The 26,995-nt window shown below is 65.5% G+C and carries 18 protein-coding genes and 1 pseudogene; 11 read left to right on the forward strand and 8 right to left on the reverse strand.

The window, feature by feature from the left end; all coding sequences use genetic code 11:
* Positions 1-25: 25 nt before the first annotated feature.
* Positions 26-3,130 (forward strand): efflux RND transporter permease subunit, encoded by a 3,105-nt coding sequence (locus P5703_RS09080; protein ID WP_011913305.1) that lies wholly within the window; start codon positions 26-28, stop codon positions 3,128-3,130.
* A complete protein-coding gene (locus P5703_RS09085; RefSeq protein ID WP_285586210.1) occupies positions 3,127-4,620 on the forward strand; it encodes an efflux transporter outer membrane subunit in 1,494 nt (497 codons plus the stop codon). The genes P5703_RS09080 and P5703_RS09085 overlap by 4 nt, the downstream gene beginning before the upstream one ends.
* A gap of 56 nt (positions 4,621-4,676) precedes the next feature.
* Here the strand turns inward: P5703_RS09085 and P5703_RS09090 are convergent, their stop codons facing one another.
* From P5703_RS09090 to P5703_RS09120, 7 genes and pseudogenes are all read right to left on the reverse strand, one after another.
* Complete coding sequence (locus tag P5703_RS09090; RefSeq protein WP_285586213.1) at positions 4,677-5,669, reverse strand: TRAP transporter substrate-binding protein; 993 nt, start codon at positions 5,667-5,669, stop codon at positions 4,677-4,679.
* A gap of 328 nt (positions 5,670-5,997) precedes the next feature.
* Positions 5,998-6,354, reverse strand: coding sequence for an MmcQ/YjbR family DNA-binding protein (locus tag P5703_RS09095; protein ID WP_026006504.1), 357 nt, complete (start codon positions 6,352-6,354; stop codon positions 5,998-6,000).
* Positions 6,354-7,142 (reverse strand): aminoglycoside adenylyltransferase family protein, encoded by a 789-nt coding sequence (locus tag P5703_RS09100; RefSeq protein ID WP_285586216.1) that lies wholly within the window; start codon positions 7,140-7,142, stop codon positions 6,354-6,356. The genes P5703_RS09095 and P5703_RS09100 overlap by 1 nt, the downstream gene beginning before the upstream one ends.
* Positions 7,143-7,396: 254 nt before the next feature.
* Positions 7,397-8,785: an efflux transporter outer membrane subunit gene (locus P5703_RS09105; RefSeq protein ID WP_285586221.1), complete on the reverse strand. Its 1,389-nt coding sequence runs from the start codon at positions 8,783-8,785 to the stop codon at positions 7,397-7,399.
* Positions 8,782-11,952, reverse strand: coding sequence for an efflux RND transporter permease subunit (locus P5703_RS09110; protein ID WP_285586225.1), 3,171 nt, complete (start codon positions 11,950-11,952; stop codon positions 8,782-8,784). Before P5703_RS09110 ends, P5703_RS09105 begins: the two co-directional genes overlap by 4 nt.
* A 98-nt stretch (positions 11,953-12,050) precedes the next feature.
* Positions 12,051-13,281, reverse strand: a pseudogene (gene mexE / locus P5703_RS09115) (multidrug efflux RND transporter periplasmic adaptor subunit MexE).
* 282 nt (positions 13,282-13,563) lie between these two features.
* Entirely contained in the window at positions 13,564-14,481 is a 918-nt protein-coding gene (locus P5703_RS09120; protein WP_285586228.1) for a LysR substrate-binding domain-containing protein, read from the reverse strand.
* Between the two features lie 259 nt (positions 14,482-14,740).
* Here P5703_RS09120 and P5703_RS09125 point away from each other — a divergent pair, with 259 nt between their 5' ends.
* The 8 genes from P5703_RS09125 (at position 14,741) to fdhE (ending at position 24,491) form a co-directional block, all read left to right on the forward strand.
* Positions 14,741-15,757 (forward strand): zinc-dependent alcohol dehydrogenase family protein, encoded by a 1,017-nt coding sequence (locus tag P5703_RS09125; RefSeq protein WP_045159067.1) that lies wholly within the window; start codon positions 14,741-14,743, stop codon positions 15,755-15,757.
* Positions 15,758-15,863: 106 nt separating this feature from the next.
* The gene (locus tag P5703_RS09130) at positions 15,864-16,721 is read left to right on the forward strand and encodes an SDR family oxidoreductase (protein WP_125856195.1); all 858 of its coding nucleotides are present in this window, start codon (positions 15,864-15,866) and stop codon (positions 16,719-16,721) included.
* Positions 16,722-16,756: 35 nt separating this feature from the next.
* A complete protein-coding gene (gene ku, locus P5703_RS09135; RefSeq protein ID WP_014596735.1) occupies positions 16,757-17,713 on the forward strand; it encodes a non-homologous end joining protein Ku in 957 nt (318 codons plus the stop codon).
* A 3-nt stretch (positions 17,714-17,716) separates the two neighbouring features.
* Positions 17,717-18,637, forward strand: coding sequence for a non-homologous end-joining DNA ligase (gene ligD, locus P5703_RS09140; RefSeq protein ID WP_285586235.1), 921 nt, complete (start codon positions 17,717-17,719; stop codon positions 18,635-18,637).
* Positions 18,638-18,805: 168 nt separating this feature from the next.
* The gene (gene fdnG / locus P5703_RS09145) at positions 18,806-21,871 is read left to right on the forward strand and encodes a formate dehydrogenase-N subunit alpha (RefSeq protein ID WP_285586237.1); all 3,066 of its coding nucleotides are present in this window, start codon (positions 18,806-18,808) and stop codon (positions 21,869-21,871) included.
* A gap of 10 nt (positions 21,872-21,881) precedes the next feature.
* Entirely contained in the window at positions 21,882-22,820 is a 939-nt protein-coding gene (fdxH, locus tag P5703_RS09150) for a formate dehydrogenase subunit beta (protein ID WP_014596733.1), read from the forward strand.
* Positions 22,817-23,521, forward strand: coding sequence for a formate dehydrogenase subunit gamma (locus P5703_RS09155; RefSeq protein WP_017244541.1), 705 nt, complete (start codon positions 22,817-22,819; stop codon positions 23,519-23,521). The genes fdxH and P5703_RS09155 overlap by 4 nt, the downstream gene beginning before the upstream one ends.
* A 22-nt stretch (positions 23,522-23,543) precedes the next feature.
* Positions 23,544-24,491 carry a formate dehydrogenase accessory protein FdhE gene (gene fdhE, locus P5703_RS09160; RefSeq protein ID WP_011913288.1) on the forward strand — a complete coding sequence of 316 codons (948 nt, stop codon included), beginning with the start codon at positions 23,544-23,546 and terminating at the stop codon, positions 24,489-24,491.
* A gap of 3 nt (positions 24,492-24,494) precedes the next feature.
* Here fdhE and P5703_RS09165 read toward each other — a convergent pair whose 3' ends face one another.
* A complete protein-coding gene (locus tag P5703_RS09165) occupies positions 24,495-24,659 on the reverse strand; it encodes a hypothetical protein (protein WP_013982827.1) in 165 nt (54 codons plus the stop codon).
* Positions 24,660-24,978: 319 nt separating this feature from the next.
* On the opposite strand from P5703_RS09165, the gene P5703_RS09170 reads away from it, so the two are divergent.
* Entirely contained in the window at positions 24,979-26,991 is a 2,013-nt protein-coding gene (locus P5703_RS09170) for an alpha-1,4-glucan--maltose-1-phosphate maltosyltransferase (RefSeq protein WP_011913286.1), read from the forward strand.
* The last annotated feature ends 4 nt before the right edge of the window (positions 26,992-26,995 follow it).

Consider the following 26,995-nt stretch of genomic DNA (forward strand, 5'->3'; position numbering starts at 1 on the left):
GGACTGCAATCGCGCGGGGGCAGGCATGAACCTTTCCGCCCCGTTCATCGCCCGCCCGGTGGCGACCATGCTGCTCAGCCTGGCGATCCTGCTGCTGGGTGGAGTCAGCTTCGGCCTGCTACCGGTGTCGCCGCTGCCGAACATGGATTTTCCGGTGATCACCGTGCAGGCCAGCCTGCCCGGCGCCAGCCCGGAAATCATGGCCTCCAGCGTGGCCACGCCACTGGAGCGCTCGCTGGGCAGCATCGCCGGTGTCAGCCAGATGACCAGTCGCAGCAGCCAGGGCTCGACCCGGATCATCATCCAGTTCGATCTGGATCGCGATATCAACGGCGCTGCCCGCGACGTGCAGGCGGCCATCAACGCCTCGCGCAACCTGTTGCCCAGCGGCATGCGCAGCATGCCCACCTACCGCAAGATCAATCCGTCCCAGGCACCGATAATGGTGCTTTCGCTGACATCGGAGGTGCTGGGCAAGGCCGAGCTGTACGACATCGGCTCCACCATCCTGGCGCAGAAGCTGTCGCAGGTGTCCGGCGTCGGCGAAATCCAGGTCGGCGGCAGCTCGCTGCCCGCGGTACGGGTCGAACTGCAGCCGCAGCAGCTGGAGCAGTACGGTGTGTCACTGGACGAGGTGCGCCAGACCATCGCCAACGGCAATGTGCGCCGGCCCAAGGGCATGGTGGAGGACGCCGATCAGCACTGGCAGGTGCGCGCCAACGACCAGCTGCACCAGGCGGCCGACTACATGCCGCTGATCATCCGCTACCAGGATGGCGCCGCGCTGCGTCTCGGCGACGTGGCACGGGTGCGGGATTCGGTGGAAGACCGCTACAACAGCGGCTTCTTCAACAACGAACAGGCGGTGTTGCTGATCGTCAACCGCCAGGCTGGTGCCAACATCATCGAGACCATCGAAGGCATCCGCCGCGAGCTGCCGGCCCTGCAGGCGATCATGCCGGGCAGCGTCGACCTGAACATTGCCATGGACCGCTCGCCGGTGATTCGCGCGACGCTGCACGAGGCCGAGCGCACGCTGCTGATTGCGGTGGGCCTGGTCATCGTGCTGGTGTTCCTGTTCCTCGGCCGCCTGCGCACCGCACTGATCCCGGCGCTGGCGGTGCCGGTGTCGCTGGTGGGCACCTTCGCCGTCATGTACCTGTTCGGTTTTTCGCTCAACGTGCTGTCGCTGATGGCATTGATCCTGGCCGCCGGGCTGGTGGTGGATGACGCCATTGTGGTGCTGGAAAACATCGCACGGCATATCGACGATGGCATGCCACCGCTGAAGGCGGCCTACGTCGGCACCCGCGAGGTGGGTTTCACGCTGTTGTCGATGAACCTGTCGCTGGTGGTGGTGTTCGTTTCCATCCTTTACATGGGCGGCATCGTCGAGCGGCTGTTTCGCGAGTTCTCCATCACCTTGGCCGCGGCCATCCTGGTGTCGCTGCTGGTTTCGCTGACCCTGACGCCGATGCTCTGCGCCCGTTGGCTCAAACCGCACGAACCGGAGAAGGAAGGGCGTCTGCAGCGCTGGAGCCACGACGCCCATCAATGGCTGCTGCGCTACTACGATCGCTCGCTGAGCTGGGCGCTGCGTCATCGGCGCATCACCTTGCTGAGCCTGCTGGCGACCATCGCGCTGAACGTGGTGCTCTACGTGCAGGTGCCCAAGACCTTTCTGCCGCAGCAGGACACCGGACAGATCACCGGTTTCATCCGCGGTGACGACGGTATGTCGTTCCAGGTCATGCAGCCGAAGATGGAAATCTTCCGCAAGGCAGTCCTCGCCGACCCGGCGGTGGAAAGCGTGGCCGGCTTCATCGGCGGGCAGGGCGGCATCAACAATGCCTTCATGATCGTGCGGCTGAAACCGCTTGGCGAGCGCAAGATTTCGGCGCAGAAGGTCATCGAGCGCATCCGCAAGAACCAGCCGAAAGTGCCCGGTGGACGCATGTTCCTCATGGCCGACCAGGACCTGCAGTTTGGCGGTGGCCGGCAGAGCAGCTCGGCCTACGCCTATACGCTGTTGGCGAGCGATCTCAACGACCTGCGTACCTGGGTACCGCGGGTAACCCGGGCGCTATCCGAACTGCCGGAGCTTACCAGCATCGACGCCAACGACGGCGAGGGCGCGCAGCAGATCAGCCTGAAGATCGACCGTGACGCGGCCAAGCGCCTGGGCATCGACATGAGCACCGTGACCACGCTGCTCAACAATGCTTTCAGCCAGCGGCAGATCTCGACCATCTACGAATCGCTCAACCAGTATCAGGTGGTGATGGAGATCGACCCGAGCTACGCGCAGTACCCCGAGGTGCTGGAGCAGATCCACGTCGTCACCGGCGATGGCCGGCGGGTGCCGCTGGCGGCCTTCGCCCATTACGAGCGCAGCCTGGAGGAAGATCGGGTCAGCCACGATGGGCAGTTCGCCGCCGAGAACATCGACTTCGACCTGGCCCCCGGCGTCAGCCTCGACCAGGCGACGCTGGCGATCGAACGCGCGGTAGCGGCCATCGGACTGCCGAGCGAGGTGCAGGGGCGGCTCGGTGGCACCGGCAGCGCGTTCCAGACGACCCAGGAAGGCCAGCCGCTGATGATTCTCGGCGCCTTGCTGCTGGTCTACATCGTGCTGGGCATCCTCTACGAGAGCTACATCCATCCGCTGACCATCCTCTCCACCTTGCCCTCGGCCGGGGTAGGCGCCTTGCTGGCGATCATCCTCACCGGCGACCAGTTCAGCCTGATCTCGCTGCTCGGGCTGTTCCTGCTGATCGGGGTGGTGAAGAAGAACGCGATCCTGATGATCGACCTGGCGTTGCAGTTCGAGCGCCAGGACAAGCTGTCGCCCGCCGATTCGATCCATCGCGCCTGTCTGCTGCGGTTCCGACCGATCCTGATGACCACCATGGCGGCGATCCTCGGTGCGTTGCCGCTGCTGCTCGGCGGTGCGGAAGGGGCCGAGATGCGCCAGCCGCTGGGTCTGACCATCATCGGCGGTCTGCTGCTGAGCCAGATCCTCACGCTCTACACCACGCCGGTGGTCTATCTGTACCTGGATCGTCTGCGCCACCGTTTCAACAGCTGGCGCGGTGTACGCACCGATGCCGCCCTGGAAAACTCGCTATGAACTCGTCGTCGTTGCACCCCTCATCGCTGAACCATGTCCTGCGCCCCCTGGCGGTAGCCATGCTCACGCTGTCGTTGGCAGCCTGCACGCTCGGCCCCGACTACCAGCGACCGGATCTGCCTGTGGCCAGCGAATTCAAGCAGGCCGAAGGCTGGAAACCCGCCACGCCGGCCGATGCGCTGCAACGGGGCGAGTGGTGGCGGCTGTACGGCGATGCCGAACTGGATGCGCTGGTGGCGCGGCTGAATGTCTCGAACCAGAACCTCGCCGCGACCGAGGCGCAGTTTCGTCAGGCGCGGGCACTGGTTCGTGGCGCGCGCTCGCAGCTGTTTCCGATCCTCTCCGGCAACGCAGGCGTCACGCGCTCGGCGCAGGGTGGCAGCCGCTCGGATTCCACCAGCGGAAGTTTTGCCAGTGGTGTCGGCGAAACCTACGAAGCAGGCCTGAGCGCATCCTGGGAGGCCGACATCTGGGGGCGGCTGCGGCGCAACCTGGAAGCCAATCGGGCGAACATGCAGGCCAGCGCAGCGGACCTTGCGGCGGCTCGCCTGAGCCTGCAGGCCGAGCTGGTGCAGACCTATCTGCAGCTGCGGGTGATCGACGAACACCAGCGGCTGCTCGACCAGACCGTTGAAGCCTATGCGCGCTCGCTGCGGCTGACGGAGAACCAGTACCGCGCCGGCATCGTGCCCCGGTCCGATGTCAGCCAGGCGCAGACGCAGCTCAAGAGTACCCAGGCGCAAGCCATCGACCTCAAGTGGCAGCGGGCGCAGATGGAGCATGCCATCGCGGTGCTGGTGGGCGTCGCGCCGTCGGAGCTGGAGATCGCCGTACGCGAGCACATCCCGGCGCTGCCCGATGTACCGCTGGCTGTGCCGTCCCAGTTGCTGGAGCGGCGCCCCGACATTGCCTCGGCCGAGCGCCAGGTGATGGCCGCCAATGCCAACATCGGCGTGGCGGAAGCCGCGTGGTATCCGGACCTGACACTGTCGGCCAGCGGTGGCTATCGCAACAGCAGCTTCAGCGACCTGTTCAGCGTGCCGAACCGTTTCTGGTCGCTGGGGCCGCAACTGGCGCTGACCCTGCTCGACTTCGGTAGCCGTCGTGCGGAACTGGAGCGGGCCGAGGCCAGCTACGACCAGACGGTCGCCAACTACCGCCAGACCGTGCTCGACAGCTTCCGCGAAGTGGAGAACTACCTGGTGCAGCTGCGCGTGCTGGAACAGGAGGCGGTGGTGCAGCGCGAGGCGCTGGAGGCCGCACAGGAGTCCCTGCGCCTGATCGAAAACCAGTACCGCGCAGGTACCGTCGACTTCCTCAGCGTGGCCACCGTGCAGACCACCGCGTTGAACAACCAGCGCACCAACCTGACCCTGCTGGGGGATCGCCTGACGGCCAGCGTCCTGCTGATCGCTGCACTGGGCGGCGGCTGGGACGCGCAGCAGCTGGAACAGGATTCACTGCTATCCACGGGCACTGGCAAACCCTGAGCAGGCCACACAAAAAAGCCCCGCCAGCTGGCGGGGCTTTTTCATCTGGATGTTCGTCAGTCGCGCTGCTTGCGGTTGACGGTCTCGGCGGCATTGATGATGTCCGCGCCGATCATCGGTTCGAACTCCTTCCAGACGGGGCGCATCGCTTCGCGCCAGCGCTCGCGCTCTTCCGGCGTCAGGGTGACGATCTCGGAGGTACCCGCCTTGCGAATCCGCTCGCGATCGGCCTGGTTCAGCTCCTCCGCCTCGCGGTTCACCATGAAGCTGACCTCGTCGAGAATCGCCTCCAACTCGAAGCGGATCTTGTGCGGCATGCTCATCCAGAAGCGTGTGTTGCTCACCACCATGTAGTCCAGCACGCCATGGTCGGTTTCGATGATGTAGGGCTGCACGGTGTGCATTTTCTTGCTGTAGATATTCGACCAGGGGTTCTCCGCACCCTGTACGGTGCCGGTGCGCAGCGCGTCGTAGACGTCGGCGAAGGCGATCTTCTGGGTGGTGGCACCCACCGCGCCGAACTGCGCTTCGAGTACCGCGGACGGCTGGATGCGGAAGCTCAGCCCGGACGCATCACCCGGCAGGCGCAGCATGCGGGTGGCCGAAAGCTGCTTCATGCCGTTGTGCCAGTACGCCAGGCCCGTGATGTTCTTGTCTTCCATCGAGCGCAGCAGCTGCTTGCCCTTGGTGCGTTTCTGAAAGCGGTTGACGGCATCGATGTCGTCGAACAGGAACGGCAGGTCGAAAACCTGCAGCTGCTTGGTGTACTGCTCGAACTTCGCCAGCGACGGGGCGAGCAGCTGCACTTCGTTATTGCGCAACGCTTCCAGTTCGGTGGCATCACCGAACAGCGTCGAATTGGGGTAGACCTCCACGCTGACCTGGCCGGGCAGGCGTTCCTCCGCGAGGCGTTTGAACATCAACGCACCCTTGCCCTTGGGGGTATCCTCGGCCACTACATGAGAGAACTTGATGACGATGGGCTCTGCCTGGGCGAAGGCGCTGGCGGCAGCCAGCACGAGCCCGGCAAGGGTAATGATCGGCTTCATGAAAGACTCTTTATTCTGGTTGGTTGGCAGTGCATCCATGCGGACCGACCGCGGGGACGCTTCTCGGCTTTCAGCCGCTCCTTATGCCAAAGATGAGTGACGACTTAAAGCGCTTTGCCGAGCCAAGCCGACGGGAGCGGCACTACGTCACATTTTGCCGGTGGCCCAGCGACCGTGGCCTAGCAGCCACGGGTACACCGGCTGGCCCGGCAGGTCTGAAGCGCCGAGGGCGGAGGAGACCGGCGCAGCCGCTGCAATGACAGGAGGATTCGATATCGCCTGCGTGCATCGCCGTCGGTTCGCTGCGACTGACCCGTCCAGCGCTGACTCAATCCAGATCCAGTAACAGCCCGGGTTGCAGGCGCTTCGGCAGCTTGCGTACCACCAGCTGGTGCGCGCGGGTCAGCAGGTCGCGCAGCTCGTCGTCACCCATGGGGATCTGGCAACTGCTCATGCTGATCCAGTGCGCCCGTGCCAGGTAAGGAGCAGGGCGGATGCCGGGACGGTCCACGAAACCCAGGAAGAGGTCGCTGTGGACCTTGAATGCCAGGTTCTCGCCAAGGAAATCGAGAACGGCGAACATCTTGTTGCCCGCCACGGAAAACACCCGATTGCTGCCCCACTTGAGATCTTCACGGGTGCCGGGCAGAGCCAGGCAGAAGGCGGCGATCTGGTCAGTGGTCATCATCGCTCTGCTCCTGTTGGTTGCGACGGCTGCAGCCGCGTTTGCGCATGCCGGATGAACGCCTCCACCGCCTGTGGGTTCAGGGCAGGCTTTTTGATCGCATCGCCCCGATAGGCCTGGCTGGCTTTCTCCAGCACGGCACGGTGCTCATCCGGCAGACGCTCGAGCAGCCAGATCGCTGCGACGTCCTTCGGGGCGATGGCGTCCGTGGTCAGGGTGAGCCAGGCGCGCGCCACGGCCAACACCACGTTGCATTCGTCTCCCTGCCAGTCGGCGGGCTCGCGCCATTGCGCCAGCGTGTCGCGCAAGGCTTGGCGCATGTCCTCCTCGGGCACCGGGTCGAACAATTCGGCCGCGCCAGGGCCGATCAGACAGAGGCCGTTCTTGCGCGTCTGATGCAGAAGAATGGCCAGATCGTGGTCCTGCTGGGGCGGCTCGATGCGGCCGGCTTCGATATCGGCGCGCAGCCATTCGCCGAATTGCAGTTCGCGCATTGCCGGATAACGCCAGGGCCGTACCGAGTGGTGTACCACCCAGGTGACTTCCAGCGGGCGCATTCGCTCGTTGGCCGGCCAGGCGGAAATCATCAGCAGCTCGCGCATCAGCGAGTGACGCGTGTCCTTCGGCAGGGGGGCGGCGACGGTAACGAGCAGGTCGAGATCGCTGCCGGGTTTCAGGCCACCGACAACGGCCGAGCCGAACAGATGCACGGCCAGCAGGTTCCCGCCCAGGTGACGCTGCAGCAGCGCCAGTGCCTGCTGGAGCTGGCTGGACACGGATGGGTTCATGAGCGCTTCTAGGGGCATCTGGGTCAGTCCGGATTGTTGTCCGCCTCCGACAATACAAACGGGTCGAAGCTGGCGCCAGCCGGTGTATTCATCGGCAGTCTACGCTACTGAGGCGTCCAGACACGGCGTGCTTCGCTCAAGAGCGAGGCGGACGAAAGAGTGGTGCTGCCGAGCGACAAAAAAATGCCCCGCGGCGTTGCAGCACCCGGGGCAGAAGTGATCGACCAGGAGGCGATCCAACGAGAGAGCCGATATCAGGCGCTCGGCCTCCAGCCGCCACCGAGCGCCTTGTAGATGGCAACTACGCCGCGATACAGCTCGACTTCGGCCTGGGCCTGGGCGTCTTCGGCCAGCAACCGTTCGCGCTCGGCATCGAGCAGTACGAGAAAGTCCGCCGTGCCTTCGCGGTAGCGAATTTCCGCCTGCTGTGCCGCGGCGCGGCTGGCGGTGGACTGGCGCAGCAGCGACAACAGGCGCTCCTGAGCGCGGGCGTAGTCGCTGAAGGCGTTTTCCGATTCCTCCAACGCCAGCAACACCTGCTGCTCATAACCGGCGAGCGCGGCGTCGGCATCCGCCTCGGCACCGCGCAGACGGGCGCGCACGCTGCCCAGGTCGAACGCCGCCCAGCTGATGCTGGGCGCTACGCCCCAGGCCTGTGCGGCGCTGGAGCCGATCTGCGAGCCGCGTCCGGCGATGAAGCCGAGAAAGCCCGACAGACTCACCCTCGGAAACAGATCGGCTGTGGCCACGCCGACGTTTGCAGTCGCGGCGGCCAGCTGGCGTTCGGCCGCACGAATGTCCGGGCGTCGGCGCAACAACTCGCCGGGGTCGCCGATCGGCAGCGCCTTGGCAATCGCCGGCAGCTCGCGGGGCGAGAGGTCGACGCTGAGCTGATCGGCGCGCTGGCCGAGCAGGGTGGCGATGCGGTTGCGGGCGCGGGTCTGCTGCGCCTGCAGCTGTGGCAGGCTCGCCTCGGTGGCCGCCAGACGGGCGTCGGCGCGTAGCACATCGAGTTCGCTGCCGACACCCGCTTCGCGCAGCTGCTCGGTCAGTTCATGGGAATTGCGCTGGTTGGCCAGGTTGTCGCGAGCGATCCGCTCGCGCAGCTGGGCACCGCGCAGCTGACCATAGGCATCCACCAGTTCGGCGATCAGGCTGACCTGCAGCTGATAGAGCTCGGCCTCGGCAGCTTCGGCCTGCGCTTCGCTGGCCTCCAGGCTGCGCTGGATACGGCCGAACAGGTCCAGCTCCCAGGCCATGTCCACGCCCAGATCGTAACGCTCGGCGTTCACCCGCTCTTCGCTGAAACCGGGTTGCTGGGCCTTGCCGATATCGGCGCGCGCACCTGCGGTGACGGTGGGCAGACGATCATTGCCGACATCATCGCGAATAGCCCGCGCCGCACGCAGACGGGCATAGGCGATACGCAGCTCGCGGTTTTCAGCCAGTGCTTCGCCGACCAGGGCATCCAGTGTCGGGTCCTCGAACTGCTGCCACCAGGCCGCCTCGAAGCGCGAGCGGTCGTGGTCGCCGCGCTCGGCCTGAAGCAGCCGCGCCGGCTCCGGTTGCGGCGCGCGGTAATCCGGGCCGACGGCGCAACCGGTGATGGTCAGGGCGAGCAGGGAAAGGGCGAAGAACTTCATGCGCGGGCCTCCTTGAATACCGCTTTGCGCGCTTCGCGCTTCTCGACGAAGGCGCGAATCACCAGATAGAACACCGGGGTCAGCAGCAGCCCGAAGAAGGTCACCCCGAGCATCCCGGAGAACACCGCCACGCCCATGGCATGGCGCATCTCGGCGCCGGCCCCGCTGGAAAGCACCAGCGGTACCACGCCCATGATGAAGGCGAAGCTGGTCATCAGGATCGGCCGCAGGCGCAGGCGGCAGGCCTCCAGGGTGGCGGCGAGCCGGTCCATGCCTTCCTCCTGCTTGTCCTTGGCGAACTCGACGATCAGGATCGCGTTCTTGCACGCCAGGCCCACCAGCACGATCAGGCCGATCTGGGTGAAGACGTTGTTGTCGCTACCGGCCAGGATCACCCCGGTGATGGCCGAGAGCAGCGTCATCGGCACGATCAGGATCACCGCCAGCGGCAGGCTCCAGCTTTCGTACTGCGCTGCCAGCACCAGGAAGGCCAGGAGCACGCAGAGCGGGAAGACGAACACCGCGGTGTTGCCGGCGAGGATCTGCTGGTAGGTCAGCTCGGTCCACTCGTAGGTCATGCCGTTGGGCAGCTCGGTCTGGAGCAGTCGTTCCATGGCTGCTTCGGCTTGCCCTGAGCTGTAGCCCGGTGCGGCGGCGCCGTTGATCTCCGCGGTGAGGAAGCCGTTGTAGTGCATCACCCGGTCCGGGCCGGCGCTGTCCGTGACGCTGACGAAGGTCGACAGAGGGAGCATCTCGCCGCGGTTGTTGCGCACCTTCAGCTGGCCGATCTGCTCGGGCACGAGGCGGAACTTCTGGTCGGCCTGGACGTTGACCTGATAGGTGCGGCCGAAGCGGTTGAAGTCGTTGGCATACAGCGAGCCCAGGTAGACCTGCATGGTGTCGAAGATGTCATCGATCGCCACGCCGTGGGTCTTGGCCTTCTCGCGGTCGATATCGGCGTCCACCTGCGGAACGTTGACCTGATAGCTGGTGAACAGGCCGGCCAGCTCCGGATAGTCGGCACTCTTGGCGATGACGTTCTGCACTTGGGTGTACAGCTCCTCGTAGCCCAGGTTGCCGCGGTCCTGCACCTGCACGCGGAACCCGCCGATGGTCCCCAGGCCCTGCACGGGCGGCGGCGGGAAGATGGCGATGAAGGCATCCTGGATCTGCGCGAACTGGCCGTTCAGGTCCGCCGCGATGGCGTTGGCCGAGAGCGACGGGTCCTTGCGCTCATCGAAGGGCTTGAGCGGGGTGAAGACGATGCCGCTGTTCGGGCTGTTGGTGAAACCGTTGATCGACAGCCCCGGGAAGGCCACGGTGTTTTCCACGCCCGGATGCTTGCCGGCGATTTCCGACATGCGCTTGATCACGTCCTCGGTGCGGTCCAGGGTAGCGGCGTCCGGCAACTGGGCGAAGGCGACCAGGTATTGCTTGTCCTGCTGTGGAACGAAGCCGGTCGGGGTGGTGGCGAAGCCCATGTACCCCAGGCCCACCAGGCCGACGTAGACCAGCAGGGCCACGGCACTGCCGCGCAGGATGCGCCGTACCATGCCAACGTAACCATGGCTGGCGCGGTCGAACATGCGGTTGAAGGGGCGGAACAGCCAGCCGCCGAACAGTCGGTCGAGCAGCCGCGAGAAACCGTCCTTGGGCGCATCGTGGGCCTTGAGCAGGGTAGCGGCCAGCGCCGGCGACAGGGTCAGCGAGTTGAACGCCGAGATCACCGTCGAAATCGCGATGGTCAGCGCGAACTGCTGGTAGAACTGCCCGGTGAGGCCGGAAATGAACGCAGTCGGGATGAACACCGCACAGAGCACCAGGGCGGTGGCGATGATCGGCCCGGTGACTTCCTTCATGGCCTGGCGGGTCGCCTCTACCGGCGACTTGCCGAGGCCGATGTTACGCTCGACGTTCTCCACCACGACGATGGCGTCATCCACCACGATGCCGATGGCCAGCACCAGGCCGAACAGCGACAGCGCGTTGAGCGAGAAACCGAGCAGGTGCATCACCGCGAAGGTGCCGATCAGCGACACCGGCACGGCGGCCAGCGGAATGATCGAGGCGCGCCAGGTCTGCAGGAACAGGATCACCACCAGCACCACCAGCACGATGGCCTCGAGCAGGGTATGCACCACCGCCTCGATGGAGCCGCGCACGAAGATGGTCGGGTCGTAGACGATCTCGTAATCCACGCCCTGGGGGAAGCTCTGCTTCAGCTCGGCCATGCGCTCGCGCACCAGGTCCGAGATGGCGATGGCATTGGAGCCCGGCCGCTGGAAGATCGGGATGGCCACCGCCGGCTGGTTGTTCAGCAACGAGCGCAGGGCGTACTGGCTGGAACCCAGTTCGATGCGGGCGATGTCCTTCAGGCGGGTGATCTCGCCGTCCTCGCCGGCGCGCACGATGATGTTCTCGAACTCCTCCTCGTCCACCAGGCGCCCCTGGGTGTTGATCGACAGCTGGAAGTCGGTGGCGCCCGGCGCTGGTGGTGCGCCCAGTGCACCGGCGGCGACCTGACGGTTCTGCTCGCGGATGGCGTTGACCACGTCGGTGGCGGTGAGGTTGCGCTGGGCGACCTTGTTCGGGTCGAGCCAGACCCGAAGGGAATAGTTGCCCAGGCCGAACAGCTGCACGTCGCCCACACCGTCCAGTCGCGCCAGCTCGTCCTTGACGTTGAGTGCGGCGTAGTTGGACAGGTAGAGCATGTCGTAGCGGTTATCCGGCGAGGTCAGGTGCACCACCATGGTCAGGTCGGGGGACGCCTTGTCCACGGTCACGCCCAGGCGCTGCACTTCGGTGGGCAGGGTCGGCATGGTGCGCGTCACCCGGTTCTGCACCTGCACCTGGGCGTTGTCCAGGTCGGTGCCGAGGGCGAAGGTGATGGTCAGCGTCAGCTTGCCGTCGGCGGTCGCCTGGGACGACATGTAGAGCATGCCCTCGACGCCGGTGATGGCCTGTTCCAGCGGCGAGGCAACGGTCTCGCCGATCACCTTGGGGTTGGCGCCGGGGAAGTTGGCCCGCACCACCACGGTGGGTGGAACGACTTCCGGGTATTCGCTGATCGGCAACTGGAACAGCGAGATGGCGCCGCCGATGAGGATCACCAACGACAGCACGGCGGCGAAAATCGGCCGCTTGATAAAGAATTGCGAGAAATTCATGGCGCACTCCGGGGTAGGGCGCGGCGGGCGCGCCCTGGCGGATCGATCGGATGGGCGCGCCTGGCGCGCCGGGGTTCAGGGCAGCTGTCGAACGATGCTCAGCTGCTCGGGCGCTGGGCCAGCGTGCGCTCGACCACCTGCGGTTTCATCGCCTCGCTGATCGCGCGGCGCTGGCGATCAAGGGTCGCGAGGGTCTCGGCATCGGCCATCGGTACGCTCTCCGGCTGCACCTGGCTGCCCGGGCGTACCCGCTGCAGGCCGTTGACCACGATGCTCTCGCCCTTGGCCAGGCCGCTGCGAACGATACGTAGGCCTTCGAGCTTGGGCCCGAGCTCCACCGGCCGGTAGGCCACGGTGCCGTCCTCGGCCAGGACCAGAACGAACTTCTTGCCCAGGTCCGTGCCGACCGCCACGTCCTTGATCAGCACGGCGTCGTAGGTGGCGCTGCCGACCAGCTTCAGGCGCGCGTACAGACCGGGGGTAAAGTTGCCGTCGCGGTTGTCGAACACCGCGCGGCCGCGAATGGTGCCGGTGCGCGGGTCGACCTGGTTGTCGATGAAGTTCATGTGGCCCAGGTGCGGGTGGCCATCCTCGTCGGACAGGCCGAGGTAGACCGGCGTGGTCTCGCCGCGGTCGCCATTGCGGGCCAGTTCGCGGTACTTGAGGTAGGTGCGCTCATCCGCTTCGAAGTAGGCGTAGACCTTGTCGGTGGAGACCAGCGTGGTCAGCAGGGCCTCGCCTGCATTGACCAGGTTGCCGGAGGTGATCAGCGCGCGGCCGACGCGGCCGTCGATGGGCGCCGTCACGCGAGTGAAGGACAGGTCCAGCTGGGCCTTGTCCAGCTGCGCCTGGATCGCCGCGACTGCCGACTTCGCTTCGCTGGCGGCACTCACGCGGGCATCGGCCAGTTCGGCGGAGATCGCATTCTTCTGCCGCAGACGCTCACCCCGTTCGGCTTCCGCCACGGTGCGCTGCTGGGTGGCGCGGGCCTGTTGCAGCTGCGCCTGCAGACGCTTGACCTCGGCCTGGAACGGGCGCGGGTCGATCTGGAACAAGAGATCGCCTTTCTTCACCAGCGCACCTTCCTCGAAGGCCACCTTGTCGATGAAACCGGACACGCGTGGGCGAATCTCCACCGACTCCGGAGCTTCCAGGCGGCCGGTGAGCTCGTCCCACTCGGTCACCGGTTGTTCGATGACCTCAGGCGACGCTGACGGCGGGCGGTGGCATGCCCGACTGGGTGGCCTCCGGTGCCTTGCCGCAGGCGGCGGTGATCAGCACCGCCACGGCAATGAGGGGAAAACGCAAGGCGTTGAGCGAACGTTCCATGCTTGACTCCGCAAGTCGGATTTGTTGATGGCAGGAGTCTGCGTGGTCAAGCCGTTCAGCAGAAATCGAACGAGGCGAAGGTGAATATCATTGGCGGTTATGGTTAGGCATCGAGTATCAGGCCCACGTGATATCCGCAGGGTGGATAACGGCCGCCAGGTCTTTCCACCAATCGAGGGCTATCCCGGTTGGTAAAAGGAGCCGCCAGGGCAGGGCACTGGAATCACGAGGCAGTGTGCGTGGGTATGGATACGCGTGGAAAAGGCTGCGCCGTTTTCCACCCTACAGACTATCCGGATCGCCGACGAACATCTGGATACGCGAGCGCAGCCAGCGCTCGGCGGGGTCATTGTCCTGGGCGCCGCGCCAGGCCATGGACAGCTCGAAGTCCTGGCTGGTCTGGAAGGGCAGGGGCTCGGCGCGCACGCCGCCGTTCGCCGCCAGCGCGGCCGCGGCGTAATCCGGGACGGTGGCGATGATGTCGGTGCCGGCAAGCAGGCTGGCCAGGCCGTTGAACTGCGGCACCGCCAGCACCACCTTGCGCTTGCAGCCGTGCAGGGCCAGCTCCTCGTCGATATAGCCGTTGAGGTCGCCGGCAAAGGAAACCATGGCATGCGGACGGCTGCAGTAGTCCTCCATGCTCAGCCGGCCGGGAATGCTGTCGGCCCGCAGCAGCATCGGTTTGGGCCGGCGCAATACCTTGCGCTTGGCGTTGGCCGGCAGCTCCTCGGTGTAGCAGACGCCCACCGAAATCTCGCCGGATGCCAGCAGGCCGGGCATCAACAGGTAGTTGGCGCGCCGCACCACCAGCACCACGTCCGGCGCTTCGGCGCGCAGGCGGCGCAGCAGCGGCGGCAGCAGGGCGAACTCGACCTCATCGGTCAGGCCGATGCGAAACACCTGGGTGCTGGTGGCCGGGTCGAAGTTGGAGGCGCGGCTGACGGCGGTGGAGATCGAGTCCAGCGCCGGCGACAACAGCTGGGCGATGTCCAGCGCGCGGGCAGTGGGTTCCATGCTGCGACCGGTGCGCACGAACAGCGGGTCGTCGAACAGCGCGCGCAGTCGGGCCAGCGCGGCGCTGATCGCCGGCTGGCCGAGAAAGAGCTTCTCGGCGGCGCGGGTCACGCTGCGCTCGTGCATCAGCGTTTCGAAGACGATCAGCAGATTGAGGTCAACACGGCGAAGGTCGTTGCGATTCATGCCTGGTTCACGTCGAGCCTGGTGGCCGGACCACGGTCCGGTTCGGTGGGTCGCTGCATTCTAGACAGCTTGCGCAGACGAGCGCATGCCCGATTCCGCTTTCGAAATGCACAAACCTGCGATGCGCCCCGCGGGGATACATACGCAAACCCATCATTGCCGTGCATGGCAACTATCGATGGGAATCCGCGTCGCTCGCTGGAGTTGTGACGATACTGACGATAGAGTCCGTTTGCACAGTAGTAAGCGAGGGGTCGCAATGTCCCGCATCATCCGTTTTCATCAGTTCGGCCCGGCCGACGTATTGCGTCAGGAAGAGCGCGCGGTGCCGGTTGCCGGCCCGGGCGAGGTCCTGATCGCCGTGCGCGCCGTCGGCGTGAGCTGGAACGACGTGCTCTGGCGGCAGGACCTGGCGCCGCGCCATGCGCGTCTGCCCGCCGGGCTCGGCAGCGAGGTGGCGGGCGAGGTGCTGGCGGTGGGAGAGGGTGTCCAGGGCTTCAGCGTCGGCGACCAGGTGGCGGGTTTCCCCGCCCACGATCTCAATCAGTACCCGCTGTATGCTGAACACGCGCTGCTGCCGCAGCAGGCCCTGGTGCATTACCCGGACATGCTCAGCGCCAGCGAGGCGGCGATCCACTATACGCCGATGCTGGTGAGCTATTTCGCCCTGGTCGAACTGGCTCAGCTGGAGCCCGGTCAGTACGTGCTGATCAACCAGGCCGCGCATTGCACCGGCCCGGCTGCCGTGCAGCTGGCCAAGGCGCTGGGCGGGCGGGTGATCGCCACCTGTGACACCAGCGAGGACCGTGACTACCTGCGTGAACTGGGTGCCGAGACGGTGATCGTCACCGAGGAAGAAGATCTGGTCGGTCGCCTGCAGAAGCTGACCGAAGGTCGCGGTGTCGAGGTGGTGCTGGATGCCTGTGGCGGCTCGCAGATGAAACTGCTCGGCGATGTCATGGCGCCGCTGGGCAAGCTGATCCTCTATGGCATGAACGGCGGCAACGAAACGGCCCTGCCGGTGTGTGCGGCCTTCAAGAAGAACTTCAAATTCTTCCTGCATTGCCTTTGCGACTTCACTGGGCAGCCGGAGCTGGGCATCGAGCAGAACCGCGAGGCCGTCGAACGCGCGCTGCAACACATCAACCAACTGACCGTCGACCGCCTGGTGCGTCCGCAGGTCGACCGGCAGTTTCCTTTCGAGCAGGCCATCGAGGCCCATCGTTACGTCGAAAGCGGCATCCCGCGTGGTCGTGTCGTCCTGACGCTTTCCTGATCCGCGAGGGCCCCGTGGCCGGGCCCTCTCATCGCCCCGCAGAAACTTTTCTCGCAGCGTTCCAGTCCTCCGAAGACAGGCTCACTACCTTGACGGAGGATTTTCCATGGCCGACGACAATCAGACCCTACCCCCACAGAAGCAGGCGGAACCCGGCAAGGAAGGGCTGATGAACCCGCGCCCGGAATATCGCGGTGAGGACTACAAGGCGGCCGGCAAGCTCGCCGGCAAGGTCGCCATCATCACCGGTGGCGACAGTGGTATCGGCCGCTCGGTGGCGGTGCTGTTCGCCCGCGAAGGTGCCGACGTGGCCATCCTCTACCTCGACCAACACCAGGATGCCGAGCAGACACGCAAGGACGTCGAGCAACACGGCCGGCGCTGCCTGACCTTCGCCGGTGACGTGGCCGACCGCGATGTCTGCCGCAAGGTCGTCGACGAGACGCTGGCGCAGTTCGGCAAGCTGGACATCCTGGTCAACAATGCTGCCGAGCAGCATCCCCGTGATCGTTTCGAGGACATCCCACCGGAGCAGTGGGAGCAGACCTTCCGTACCAACGTGTTCGGCATGTTCCAGCTGACCCAGTTGGCGTTGCCGCACCTGCAGGAAGGCGCCTCGATCATCAACACCAGCTCGGTGACCGCCTACAAGGGCAACCCGATGCTGATCGACTATTCCTCCACCAAGGGCGCCATCGTCGCCTTCACCCGTGCCCTGGCCATGAGCCTGGCCGAGCGCGGCATCCGGGTGAACTCGGTGGCGCCGGGACCGATCTGGACGCCCCTGATTCCCTCCACCTTCGATGCCGACAAGGTCGCCGAATTCGGCTCCAACGTGCCGATGAAACGGCCTGGCCAGCCTGAAGAGGTGGCGCCGGCCTACGTCTACCTGGCCAGCAGCGATGCGGCCTATGTCAGTGGGCAGGTGATTCACGTCAACGGCGGCACCGTGGTCAACGGCTGACCGCGGGCCGGCACCTACGCGAAGGAGTACAGGGTATGCCACGCACGATCTGGAAAGGCGCGGTCAGTTTCGGACTGGTACACATCCCGGTGGCGCTGGTGCCGGCCACTACACGGCAGGGCATCGATTTCGACTGGCTGGACAAGCGCAGCATGGATCGGGTCGGTTACAAGCGCATCAACAAGACCACCGGCGAGGACATCGACAGCGAGAACATCGTCAAGGGCGTCGAGTACGAGAAGGGCCACTACGTGGTCATCAGCGACGACGAGATCAAGGCGGCGCATCCCAAGGCCACGCAGACCGTGGACATCGTCGCCTTCGTCGATGCCAAGGACATCTCCTTTCTCTACATCGACACGCCGTACTACCTGACCCCGGACCGGCGTGGGGAAAAGGTCTATGCGCTCTTGCGCGAGACGCTGATCCAGACCGGCAAGGTCGGCATCGCCAACGTGGTGCTGCGCAACAAGCAGCATCTGGCGGTGGTGATGCCGCTGGGCAAGGCGCTGGTGATGAACACCCTGCGCTGGGCCGACGAGGTGCGCGGCGTCGAGTACCTCGAACTGAAGGACGAAGCGCTCGATCCGGACCTGGCCGAGCGCGAACTGGACATGGCCAAGCGTCTGGTGGAAGACATGACCGAGAAGTGGAAGCCGGAGCAGTACAAGGACACCTTCCAGGACCAGATCATGGACCTGGTGGAGAAGAAGGCTCGCGAAGGCAAGCTGGAAGCCGTGGGCGGGCCGGAAGAGGCGGTGGATCGCCGCTCGGCGGATGTCATCGACCTCACCGAGCTGCTCAAGCGCAGCCTGGCTGCCAAGCCGGGCAAGGCGCGCGCCGCCGAGGCGGACGAAGAGGACGATGCGCCGGAAAAGGCGCCAGCCAAATCCAAGCCTGCGAGCAAGGCCAAGACCAGCAAGTCGTCCAGCTCGTCACGCACACGCAAGGCACCGGCGGCGAGCAGCAAATCCAGCAAGAAGGCCAGCTGAGGCATGGCCGCGCGAAAGGACAGCGCTCGCCCACTGGTAGGCGGTGTCGGCATCAGCAGCCATCAGCGGGTGATCGACGAGGCCAGCGGCACCACCAAGCTGGCGTTGGCAGAGTATTACCTGGCGGTGGCGGACTGGCTGGTGCCACAGCTCGCCGGGCGACCGCTTTCCATCGTCCGCGCGCCGGAAGGTATTGGCGGCGAGAGCTTCTTCCAGCGTCATTGCGGCCGGTTGAAGATGCCGCACATGCGCGCGCTGCCGAAAAACCTCGATCCCGAGCACGCCCGGTTGATCCAGGCCGACAACATCACCGCCGTCATCGAGGCGGTGCAGATGGGCAGCGTCGAATTCCATACCTGGAACGCCCGCAGCGATCGCATCGAGCGACCGGACCGGGTGATCTTCGATCTGGATCCGGACCCGGCACTGCCCTGGGCGAGCATGGTCGAGGCTACCGAGCTGACCCTGGCGCTGCTGGATGAGCTGGGGTTGCGCGCCTTCCTCAAGACCAGCGGCGGGCGCGGGATGCATGTGGTGGTGCCGATCGAGCGGCGCCACGACTGGGATTGTGCGCGCAGCTTCGCGCGCTCGGTGACGGAGCGGCTGGCGCGGGAGTCGCCGCAGCTGATCGTCGACAAGATGGGCCCGCAGAATCGTGTCGGGCGCATCTTCGTCGACTACCTGCGCAACCAGAAGGGCGCCAGTACTGTCGCCGCCTACTCGGTGCGGGCGCGGCCCGGCCTTGGGGTGTCGCTGCCGGTGAGCCTGGAAGAGGTGCGCCACCTGGAAGGCGCCGGTCAGTGGCGGCTGGGCAACGTCCGCGACTACCTGAATACGCGCAGCGACGACCCCTGGTCCGACTACGGCAACACCCGCCAGCGGTTGGGAAGGGAGCTGCTCGAGCGGTTGCGCGAGGGCCGCTAAGCGGCCCTTTGTGCATCCTCGCAGTCACGCTTCCGACGGGACGCAGCGCATTCCGACCACCTTGCATCCCCGGCGGTAGAGCCGCCCGTCATCCCGTCTGAACCTCTGCCAGCCGTACCCAGTCGACCCTCTAGCAGTTGAGCCGAGCATTCATGACAGGAGATACCGATGACGGCACGAGTATCCCGGCGGCAGTTTCTCAAGTTGGGCGCAGCCGGATTGGGCGCTTCCAGCATGGCGATGATGGGGTTCGCCCCGCAGGAGGCGCTGGCCTCGGTGCGGCATTTCAAGCTCACCGGTGCGAAGGTCACCCGCAACATCTGCACTTATTGTTCGGTGGGCTGCGGCATGCTGCTGTACGCGCGCGGCGACGGCGCGATCAACAGCCATGACCATATCTTCCATGTCGAGGGCGACCCGGATCATCCGGTCAGCCGCGGTTCGCTCTGCCCACGGGGCGCCGGCGTGCTCGATTTCATCAAGAGCGATTCGCGGGTGCGCTACCCGCAGGTGCGCGAGCCAGGTACCGACGAGTGGAAGCGCATCAGCTGGGACGAGGCGCTCGACCGCATCGCCCGCCTGATGAAGGACGACCGCGACCGCAACTTCGAGACCCACGATGACCAGGGACAGCTGGTCAACCGTTGGATGACCACCTCCATGGTGGCGGCCTCGGCGTGCACCAACGAGACGGCCTACCTCACGCAGAAGATCTCCCGGGCGCTGGGTATTCTCAAACTCGACAACCAGGCGCGCGTCTGACACGGACCGACGGTGGCAGGTCTTGCCCCTTCATTCGGTCGCGGTGCCATGACCAACAGCTGGGTCGACATCCGCAATGCCAACATCATCCTGTCCATGGGCGGGAATTCGGCCGAAGCGCATCCGGTGGGCTTCCGCTGGGTCATGCAGGCCAAGGAGCGCAGCGACGCGATCCTGATCTCCATCGACCCGCGCTACAACCGCACCACCGCGGTGGCGGACTATCACGCCTGGATCCGTACCGGGACCGATATCGTCTTCCTCGGCGGGCTGATCAGCTACCTGATCGAGAACGATCGCTACGCCCACGAATACGTGCTGCACTACACCGATGCGGCGCACCTGGTGCGTGAAGGCTTCGAATTCAACGACGGGCTGTTCACCGGCTACGACGAGGAACGCCACCAGTACGACAAGGCCACCTGGAACTTCGACCTGGACGAGCAGGGCTTCGTCCGTCGCGACGAAACGCTGCAGCACCCGCGCTGCGTGTTCCAGATGATGCGCAAGCATTACAGCCGTTACACGGTGGAGATGGTCGAGCGTGTCTGTGGCATGCCGCAGGCCAAGGTTCTGCAGCTTTGGGAACTGCTGGCGCAGAGCGCGGCGCCCGACAAGACCATGACCATCCTCTATGCCCTGGGCTGGACCCAGCATTCCATCGGCGCGCAGATGATCCGCACCGGCGCCATGGTCCAGCTGCTGCTGGGCAACATGGGCATGCCGGGAGGCGGGGTCAACGCGCTGCGCGGGCACTCCAACATCCAGGGGCTGACCGACATCGGCCTGCTCTCCAACCTGCTGACCGGCTACATGACGCTGCCGGCGGCCGGCGCCCAGCGCTATGAGGACTACATCCGGCAGAAGGTGCGCCAGCCGCTGTTGCCCAACCAGGTGTCGTACTGGAAGCACTACGAGCGTTTCTTCGTCAGCATGATGAAGGCGTTCTATGGCGAGGCGGCAACAGCCGATAACGACTGGTGCTACGACTGGTTGCCGAAGCTGTCCGAGCCGCTGTACGACGTGCTCTACGCGGTCAACGACATGACCAAGGGCAAGATGACCGGCGCCTTCTGTCAGGGCTTCAACATCCTCGCGGCCTTTCCGAACAAGGCGAAGGTGCTGGATGGGCTGTCGAAGCTCAAGTGGCTGGTGATCATGGATCCGTTGGCCACCGAGACCGGCGAGTTCTGGAAGAACCATGGCGAGTTCAATGACGTCGATCCGAGCCAGATCCAGACCGCGGTGTTCCGCCTGCCGACCACCACCTTCGCCGAGGACGACGGTTCGATCACCAACAGCTCGCGCTGGCTGCAATGGCACCATCAGGCGGCACCACCGCCCGGCGAGGCGAAGACCGACACGGCGATTCTCGCCGGATTGTTCCACCGCCTGCAGAAGCTCTACCAGCAGGAGGGCGGCGCCTTCCCCGAGCCGATCCTCAACCTGACCTGGGACTACAGCGACCCGGCGCATCCCGCCGCGTCGGAGCTGGCCAAGGAATACAACGGCCGCGCGCTGGCGGACATCGATGACCAGGGGCGGATCATCCGTCGCAAGGGCGAGCTGCTCAACGACTTCGGCGAGCTGCGCGCGGACGGTTCGACGTCCTGCGGCTGCTGGATCTACTCGGGCGCCTGGACCGAGCAGGGCAACATGATGGATCGGCGCGACAACTCGGACCCTTACGACATCGGTGTCACCCTCGGCTGGGCCTGGGCCTGGCCGCTGAACCGGCGGATTCTCTACAACCGCGCGTCGGCCCGACCTGACGGCACGCCGTGGGACCCGAACCGTGCGCTGGTCTGGTGGAACGGCGAACGCTGGGTCGGTGCCGACGTACCGGACTACCCCGTGGCCGCGCCGCCGGAAGATGACGTCAAGCCGTTCATCCTCACCGAGAGCGGCACCGGGCACTTCTTCGCCAGCGAGTGGCTGGGCGAGGGGCCGTTCCCCGAGCACTACGAGCCGCTGGAATCGCCGATCCCCAACAATCCGCTGCACCCCGACAATCCGCTGGCCTACCACAACCCGGTTGCCCGCATCTTCGCCGAAGATCGACATACCTTCGGCACCTACGAAGAGTTTCCGTATGCGGCGACCACCTACCGCCTCACCGAACACTTCCACTACTGGACGACCCACGTGCTGCTCAACGCCATCGTCCAGCCGGAAAAGTTCGTCGAGATCGGCGAGGTGCTGGCTGGCGAGCTGGGCATCGCCGCGGGGGAAAAGGTGCGGGTGCGCTCCAAGCGCGGGCATATCGATGCGGTGGCGGTGGTGACCAAGCGCCTGCGTCCGCTGCAGGTGGACGGGCGCACCGTGCATCAGGTCGGTATCCCGATCCACTGGGGCTTCACCGGCGTGGCGAGAAAGGCTCACCTGACCAACACGCTGACCCCCTTCGTGGGCGACGGCAACACCCAGACCCCGGAATTCAAGTCGTTCCTGGTGAACGTCGAGAAGCTATAGGAGACGCCTGATGCGAGGTGACCAGATCAACCTGCAGAACATCATCGCGCGTTCGGCGACCACCGAGCCTTCGCCGCAGATCCGCTCCGGCGGCGTGGAGAAGGTGACCAAGCTGATCGACGTGTCGGTGTGCATCGGCTGCAAGGCCTGCCAGGTGGCGTGCATGGAATGGAACGACCTGCGCGACGAGGTCGGCGAATGCGACGGCACCTACAATGCCCCGCAGGACCTGACCCCGTCGTCGTTCGAGGTCATGCGCTTTTCCGAGTACGAGAACGAGGAGGGCGACCTGGAGTGGCTGATCCGCAAGGACAACTGCATGCACTGCGCCGAGCCGGGCTGCCTGAAGGCCTGCCCGTCGCCCGGCGCCATCGTGCAGTACGCTAACGGTATCGTCGACTTCAACTCCGAGCACTGCATCGGCTGCGGCTACTGCGTGGCCGGTTGTCCGTTCGACATTCCGCGGATCTCGAAGAAGGACAACAAGGCCTACAAGTGCACGCTCTGCTCCGACCGCGTCTATCACGGTCTGGAGCCGGCCTGCGTGAAGAGCTGCCCGACCGGCTCGATCCAGTTCGGCACCAAGGAGCAGATGCTCGACTACGGCGCGCATCGGGTCGAGAAGCTCAAGGAGCGTGGCTTCGAGAACGCCGGCATCTACGACCCGGCCGGCGTCGGCGGCACCCATGTGGTCTACGTGCTGCAGCATGCCGACAAGCCGGAGATCTACAGCGGCCTGCCGAAGGACCCGCATATCAGCCCGACGGTGGAGCTGTGGAAGGGCGTGACCAAGCCGATCATGTCCGCGGTACTGGGCGTCTCGGTGCTGGCCGGCTTCTTCCACTACATGACCAAGGGACCGAAGGAAGAACCGGAGGACGACCCCGAGGCGGAAAACGCCGCGGCGGACCGTGAACAGGATCTGCGTGACGAGGAGCGGCGGCCATGAGTCATTCCAACGTACGCAAGGGCATCCTGCGCTATGGCCCCTGGGCGCGGGCCAATCACTGGATCGTCGCGATCTGTTTCGTGCTGCTCACCCTGAGCGGACTGGCGCTGTTCTACCCGGCGTTCTTCGGCCTCACCGCGCTGTTCGGCGGGCCGGAGCCGACGCGCATCGTGCACCCGTACATCGGTGTGTTCATGACGCTGTTCTTCCTGATCCAGGCGGTGCGTTTCTTTCGCGCCAATCTGTTCCGCCGCTACGACGTGCAATGGGCGCGGCAGATCGGCGACATGTTGTCCAACCGGGACGAGCGCCTTCCGCCGGTGGGGCAGAACAACGCCGGGCAGAAGCTGGTGTACTGGGTGTTCCTGGCCACGGTACCAGTGCTGCTGGTAACCGGTGTGGTGCTCTGGCGGCCCTGGGTGGCCAGTGAAATGCCGATCTGGGCGCTGCGCTGGGCGGCATTGATCCACGCGCTGACGGCCTTCGTCGCCATCCTCACGCTGATCATCCACGTCTACTCGGCCATCTGGGTCAAGGGTTCGATCCGCGCGATGACCCAGGGCCGGGTCAGCCCGGCCTGGGCCCGGCATCACCACAAGCTCTGGTACGACGAGGTCATGGCCGGCGAGAAACGTGGCGACGAGACGGCCTTGCCCCATCGCGAGCCCGGCGATGCCGCGGCGTCCAGAACCCGAACATGACTGACCAACAAGGGAATCGAGCATGAAAGGAAAACGCGGCCCCGCGAGCCACGAATTCGGCAGCGCACCCACCACCATCATGGAACCGCCGCAGGTAGTCCTGCCGGACGACCAGTTGTTCAGCCGCCGTGCGCTGCGGCTGCGCGAGCTGATGGTCATGGTGCCGGCGCTGGACGAGTTTCTCGACTTCATGGCGCGCCTGGCGCAGGCCCAGCATCAGGTCCTGAGTGGGCGCGAACCGTCCTGGCGTCCGGCGCCGGATGCCTTCGATCAGGCTTTGGAGCATCGCATGCCGCCGCTGGGCTTTCGTGCGTTGCGCCGCGATCTGGACTGGCAGGGTGATCTGCGCTCGATCCTCGATGCGCTGGCGCTGCACGTCGGTGAGCGGCAGAGACCGCTGCTGCAAGCCCTGCGTGACGCGAATGCCGATGCACTGCAGGCGATCGCCGAGGATGTACTGGAACAGCGCGCCGGCAGCGCCGATATCCGCGGGCTGATGCCGCTGGTGGCAGCCGCGCTGCAGGTGGCCTGGGTGCGCCTGGCGGCGGCCTTGCCACGTCCGCCAGCGCAACCGCTGGCCGAGGCGCGGGCCTTGTGCCCGTGCTGTGGCTCGCCGCCCGTAGCGAGCGTGGTGCACAACGAACCGTATCGCAGCGGCGTGCGCTTCCTGCACTGCGCGCTGTGTGCAACGGAATGGCACCTGGAGCGGGTCAAGTGCAGCAACTGCGAGACGGGTGGGCAGCTGCTCTATCTGGGGCTGGACGATGAGCAGGGCGAGCCATTCCTGCCGGTACAGGCGGAAGCCTGCGGCGCCTGCGAAAGCTACCTGAAGATCGTGCTGCGGCAACTGCAGGGCCGCGCTGACCCGGTCGCCGACGATCTTGCCAGCCTGCCGCTGGACCTGATGCTGGCCGACGAGGGCGTCTATGCCAGAAGCGGCTACAACCCCCTGCTGGTCTTTGGCGAGTAGCGCTCAGGCCGGCTGCGCGCTATCGGCATCCACCACTGTCTGGTTGCCATAGGGGGAGCCGGGTTTGTGCTCGTCCAGCTCGTCGGCGCAGGGTACCTGCGGCACGTCGCCCGGCTGGTCGTGCACGATCGGGTCGGGCTGTGGCACATCGGGGCGTGCATGCGTCATGGTCGTCCTCCTCCTTTTCTGGGGTTTGCGACAGTGCTGAACGTTCTTCATTGATGGGCGCCACAGGGCAGCGGTTCCGGCCAGACGTCGGCTCTCCAGCGCCCGGCGACAGCCGGCTGCAATCGCTCCTGCGGGCCGGCCGACCGGCCGCCGGACGGGCTGCCTGGCGGCCGGAAAACGCTGAACTTTCCCCAGCCCCTCGGCTCGGAAGATAGAGCCGACAAAAACCGCCATCCGCGGGTCGGCACCCGAACCGCACGATGACGCATCCAGAGGCGGCTCGGGCAATCCGAACCCTTGCGCCTCAGGAGCCCGTTCGATGAGCGATGCACAGCCCAACGCGACGATTCACCCTCGACTCGAACAAGCCTTGCAGATGCCGCGCATCGCCATCGAATCCACCTTGCCGGTGGTGGATGACGGTCGCTTTGCCGCCAAGGCGATCATCGGCCAGCCGGTGATGGTGACCAGCCGGATCTTCGCCGATGGGCACGACCAGCTGGCCGCCGCCGTCTGTTGGCGCGAGAAAGGCGAGAGCAACTGGCGCCGCGCGCGATTGAAGCTGCTCGGCAACGACAACTGGCAAGGCCAGTTCACCCCGACCCAGGTGGCCGAACACGAGTTCGTCATCGAGGCCTGGTGGGACGTGTTCGAAAGCTATCGCTACGAGCTGTCGAAGAAGCACACCGCCGGCGTGCCGGTTCAGCTGGAGCTGGAAGAGGGCCGGCTGCTGCTGGAGAAGGCCGTAGCGCGCGCCCAGGGCGAGAACCGCGCGATCCTCGACGACCTGCTGCACCGGCTGGGCTCGGCGCACCTGGAAGACGAACGCGTGTCGCTGTTGCTGGCGGCGGAAACCGCTGCAGCCATGGCCGCGGCCGACCCGCGCGAGCACTGCAGTCGCAGCCCGGTCTATCCGCTGGATGTCGAACGTCCGCTGGCCCAGTTCGCCAGCTGGTACGAGCTGTTCCCGCGCTCGGAGACCGATGACCCCAATCGACACGGTACCTTCCGCGACGTGCACAAGCGTCTGCCAGCGATCCGCGACATGGGCTTCGACGTGCTGTACTTCCCGCCGATCCACCCCATCGGGCGCCAGCACCGCAAGGGTCCGAACAACAGCCTGCAAGCCGGCCCGAACGACCCGGGCAGCCCCTATGCCATCGGCAGCGAAGAGGGTGGTCACGACGCCATCCACCCGCAGCTCGGCACGCTGGACGATTTCCGCGAACTGGTGGCCGCGGCCCGCGAGCACGGCCTGGAGATCGCTCTGGACTTCGCCATCCAGTGCTCCCAGGACCACCCCTGGCTCAAGGAGCATCCGGGCTGGTTCTCCTGGCGCCCGGACGGCACCATCAAGTACGCCGAGAACCCACCGAAGAAATACCAGGACATCGTCAACGTCGACTTCTACGCCGAGGACGCCATGCCCGACCTCTGGATCGCGCTACGTGACGTGGTCTGGCACTGGGTGGAGCAGGGCGTGAAGATCTTTCGCGTCGACAACCCACACACCAAGCCGTTGCCGTTCTGGGAGTGGCTGATCGCCGATATCCGCGAGCGCGACCGCGACGTGATGTTCCTCTCCGAGGCCTTCACCCGCCCGGGCATGATGGCGCGCCTCGGCAAGGTCGGCTTCAGCCAGAGCTATACCTATTTCACCTGGCGCAACACCAAGGCGGAGCTTTCCGAGTACTTCAGCGAGCTGAACGAGCCGCCGCTGCGCGACTGCTACCGGCCGAACTTCTTCGTCAATACACCGGACATCAACCCGTTCTTCCTGCAGGACTCCGGTCGTGCCGGTTTTCTGATCCGCGCGGCACTGGCAACCATGGGCTCGGGGCTGTGGGGCATGTACTCGGGCTTCGAGCTGTGCGAGTCGGCGGCGATTCCGGGGAAGGAGGAGTACCTGGATTCGGAGAAGTATCAGATCCGGCCACGCAACTATCAGGCGCCGGGCAACATCGTGGCCGAGATCGCCCAGCTCAACCGCATCCGCCGGCAGAACCCGGCGCTGCAGACGCACCTGGGTTTCAAGCCCTACCTGGCGTGGAACGACAACATCCTCTACTTCGGCAAGCGCTCGCCGGACCTGTCCAACTTCATCCTGGTGGCCATCAGCCTCGACCCGCACAACGCGCAGGAAGCGCATTTCGAACTGCCGTTGTGGGAGCTCGGCCTGCCGGACGACGCGCATACCCAAGGCGAGGACCTGATGAACGGGCATCGCTGGACCTGGTACGGCAAGACCCAGTGGATGCGTATCGAACCGTGGCATCTGCCATTCGGAATCTGGCGCCTGACTGCCCAGCGGCCGGACCCCGACCTCAAGTAGTTTC

The organism is Stutzerimonas sp. FeSN7, from assembly GCF_030263795.1.
Lineage (GTDB): Bacteria > Pseudomonadota > Gammaproteobacteria > Pseudomonadales > Pseudomonadaceae > Stutzerimonas > Stutzerimonas stutzeri.